General features: G+C 73.4%; 3 protein-coding genes. All 3 read right to left on the reverse strand.

What is annotated here, in order from left to right; genetic code table 11:
- Nucleotides 1–336: 336 nt before the first annotated feature.
- Entirely contained in the window at nt 337–1,098 is a 762-nt protein-coding gene (locus ACOJTC_RS24665; protein ID WP_088643667.1) for a LytR/AlgR family response regulator transcription factor, read from the reverse strand.
- A gap of 17 nt (nt 1,099–1,115) precedes the next feature.
- The gene (locus tag ACOJTC_RS24670; RefSeq protein ID WP_204925441.1) at nt 1,116–2,339 is read right to left on the reverse strand and encodes a sensor histidine kinase; all 1,224 of its coding nucleotides are present in this window, start codon (nt 2,337–2,339) and stop codon (nt 1,116–1,118) included.
- 40 nt (nt 2,340–2,379) lie between these two features.
- Nucleotides 2,380–3,411, reverse strand: a 1,032-nt coding sequence (locus ACOJTC_RS24675; RefSeq protein WP_420118672.1) for a sugar transferase, incomplete at its 5' end; no start/stop codon positions are given.

Below are 3,411 nucleotides of genomic sequence, written 5' to 3' on the forward strand. Positions count from 1 at the left end.
ACCCAGGGCTTCAACGTCTACAACCACTCGGGTAACACCCACGTGGTCGCCGACGTGGTCGGCACGCTCTGGGTCTACCCGGGTACGGCCGCCCCGCCCACGGGCCGGGCCGCGTCCCCCGGCAGCAGGCTGAAGGTGACCGACTCCGGCGTGGGCGCCCCCTCCCCACGCTGACCCCCGACACGCGAAGGGCGTCCCGGCCTCGGCCGGGACGCCCTTCGCCGTTCCCGCGCCAGGGGGCCGATGTTGCGGCCTCCGGGGCCCTCCGTCACCGCAACACCGCCGATACAGCGACGATCAGCCGCCGGCACTGCGACGATCATGGTCGCAGCCGGGTCAGCGGTTCCAGTCCTGTTTGGCGGCGCGGACCAGCTTGTCCTTCAGCTCCCGGGTGTGCCGGCGGCTCACCGGCAACTCGGCGGCGTCGATCAGCACCACGTACCCCGAGTTGACCAGGCGCAGCTCCGCGATCAGCCGCAACTGCACCAGGTACGACCGGTGGATGCGCACGAAACCCGCATCCGCCCAACGCTCGGCGAGGGTGGCCAGCGACACCCGGACCAGGTGCGACCCGTCGGCGGTGTGCAGCCGCGCGTAGTCGCCCTGCGCCTCCACCCAGCGCACCGCCGAGCGGGGCAGCATCCGGGTCGTCCCGGCCAGCTCCACCGGGATCGTCGGGTCCTCCTCGGCACGGGCCAGGGCAGCCGGGTGCGACGGCACCACCCGGGAACCCATCACCCGGCGCAGCGACTCGGCGAGCCGTTCGGCGCGTACCGGCTTGCGGACGTAGTCGGTGGCGCCCAGGTCGAACGCGTCGACCGCGCCGTCGTCGTACGCGGTGACGAAGACGATCGCGGGCGGGCGGGCGAACCGGCGCAGCACCCGGGCCAGTTCCATGCCGTCCAGGCCGGGCATCCGGATGTCCAGGAAGACCACGTCCACGTCGGTGTCCCGCAGCACCCGCAGCGCCTCGGTGGCGTCACCGGCCGTGTGCAGCCGGGCCACCCGGGGATCGGCCCGCAGGTGGTACGCCAACTCGTCGAGCGCCGGTGGCTCGTCGTCGACCGCCAGCACCCGCAGGAACCCGGAGGCGTTCACCGCGCCGCCCCGCTCGCTCACGCGCCGGCCCGTACGCCCGGGTGGAACTTCGGAATCCGCAGACTCACCTTCGTACCCGAGCCGGGGCCCGTCTCGACGACCAGGCCGAACCCGTCGCCGAAGACCGAGCGGAGCCGCTCGTCGACGTTGGAGAGGCCGACGTGCTGGCCCGGGTCGTCGGTCGGGTCGCTGCCGGCCCGGGTCAGCTCGGCGATTCCCGCGGTCAGCGTGGCCGGGTCCATCCCCACTCCGTCGTCCTCCACCGTGATGTGACACTCGGCACCCGCGTCCCGGGCCTCGATGCTCACCATGCCGGTACCGGGCTTGCGCGACAACCCGTGTCTTACCGCGTTCTCCACCAACGGTTGCAGGCACAGGAACGGCAGGGTCACCGGCAGCACCTCCGGGGCGATCTGCAACCGCACCTGCAACCGGTCACCGAACCGGGCCCGTTCGATGGTCAGGTAACGATCGATGGAACGCAACTCCTCGGCGAGGGTGGTGAACTCCCCGTGCGCCCGGAACGAGTACCTGGTGAACTCGGCGAACTCCAGGATCAGCTCCCGGGCCCGCTCCGGGTCGGTGCGCACGAACGACCCGATCGCGGTCAACGCGTTGTAGATGAAGTGCGGGCTGATCTGCGCCCGCAACGCCCGGACCTCGGCGCGGGCCAGCCGCTCCCGGGACGAGTCCAGCTCGGCCAGCGAGAGCTGGTTGCCGGCCCAGTGCGCGGTCTCCAGGGTGGCCTGTACCAGGCCCGGCGCGGGCGGCCCGTCGGCCACCGCGACGAGCGCCCCGACCACCCGGCCGTCGGCCGACAGCGGGGCCACCACCGCCCCCCGGACGAGGCAGTCCACCCGGTCGCAGTGCAGCTCCGACTCGCCCAGCACCGTCGACCGGCCGGTCTCGGCCACCCGCCGGGCCGCCGCGAGCAGTTGCCCGCCGTGGTGCCCGCCGCGCCCGTCGAGGGCCAGCAGCGTGTCGGCGTCCGTCAACGCCAGCCCGGCCGCCCCCACCAGGGCCCGCAGATGGCGTACGGCCTTCGCCGCGCCCGCCGGGTGCAGCCCGGTACGCAGCGGCTCGGCGGCCAGTCCGGCGGTGTGCAGCACCTCGTAGGTGGCCCGTTGGGTGGCGGTGGCGATGCCCCGTCGACCGCGCAGCCGCAGCGCCGCCCAGAGCGCGGCGGCGAGCGCGGTCACCAGCGAGACGACGCCGACCACGGCGGAGAGGTTGCCACCCACCCCGCGATCCTGGCCTGTCCGGCCCGCCACGCCAAGGGGTTCAGTACGCGCCCTTGCGGGCCAGCACCACACCGACCGTGCGCCACAGGATGCTCAGGTCGTACGCCAGCGACCAGTTGTCGACGTAGTAGAGGTCGAGCCGGACCGCCTCGTCCCAGGACAGGTCGGAACGGCCGGACACCTGCCACAGGCCGGTCATCCCGGGACGGACCAGCAGCCGCCGCCGTACGTCGCCGAGGAAGTCGCCGTCGTCGGCGGGCAGCGGACGCGGCCCCACCAGCGACATCTCCCCCCACAGCACGTTGATCAGCTGGGGCAGCTCGTCCAGCGAGGAGGCCCGCAGGAAGCGGCCCACCGGGAACACCCGGGGGTCCTGCTTCATCTTGAACAGCATGCCGTCGGTCTCGTTCTGGTCGACCAGACCGGCAAGCCGCTCCTCGGCGTTGACGTACATGGTGCGGAACTTCCACACCCGGAAGGTCCGCCCCTCGTGGCCCACCCGGGGCTGGCGGAAGAAGACCGGCCCGGGGTCGGAGAGCCGGATGGCCAGCCCGATGGCGAGGAAGACCGGCACGAGCAGCAGCAGGCCCAGCCCGGCGGCGACCCGGTCCATCAGGTTCTTGGCCAGCAGCGCCGGCCCGGACAGGGTCGGCTCCTCCACGTGCAGCAGCGGCAGGCCCTCGATGGGGCGGATGTGCACCCGGGGGCCGGCGATGTCGGTGAGCTGCGGGGCGACCACCAAGTCGACGCCGGAGCCCTCCAGCTGCCAGGCCAACCGGCGCAGCTCACCCGGTTCGGCGCTGGCCGAGCCGCAGACCGCGATGGTGTCCCCGCCGACCTCCCGCACCAGGGCCAGCACGTCCCGCCCGGCGTACACCGGGACGGGGGTCTGGATGCCCCGGGCGGCGGCGTACCCGTCGGTGATGTGGATGGCCACCGGCACCAGGCCGGCGGCCGGGTTGCGGGTGACCGCGACGTAGACCTCCAGGCACTCCGGCAGGGTGCCCACCAGCACCATCCGGTGCCCGGCGTGCCCGGCCCGACCCCGGATGCGGTGCAACACGAACCGCGC

The sequence above is a fragment of the Micromonospora sp. genome (assembly GCF_048594385.1).
GTDB classification, from domain to species: domain Bacteria; phylum Actinomycetota; class Actinomycetes; order Mycobacteriales; family Micromonosporaceae; genus Micromonospora; species Micromonospora wenchangensis.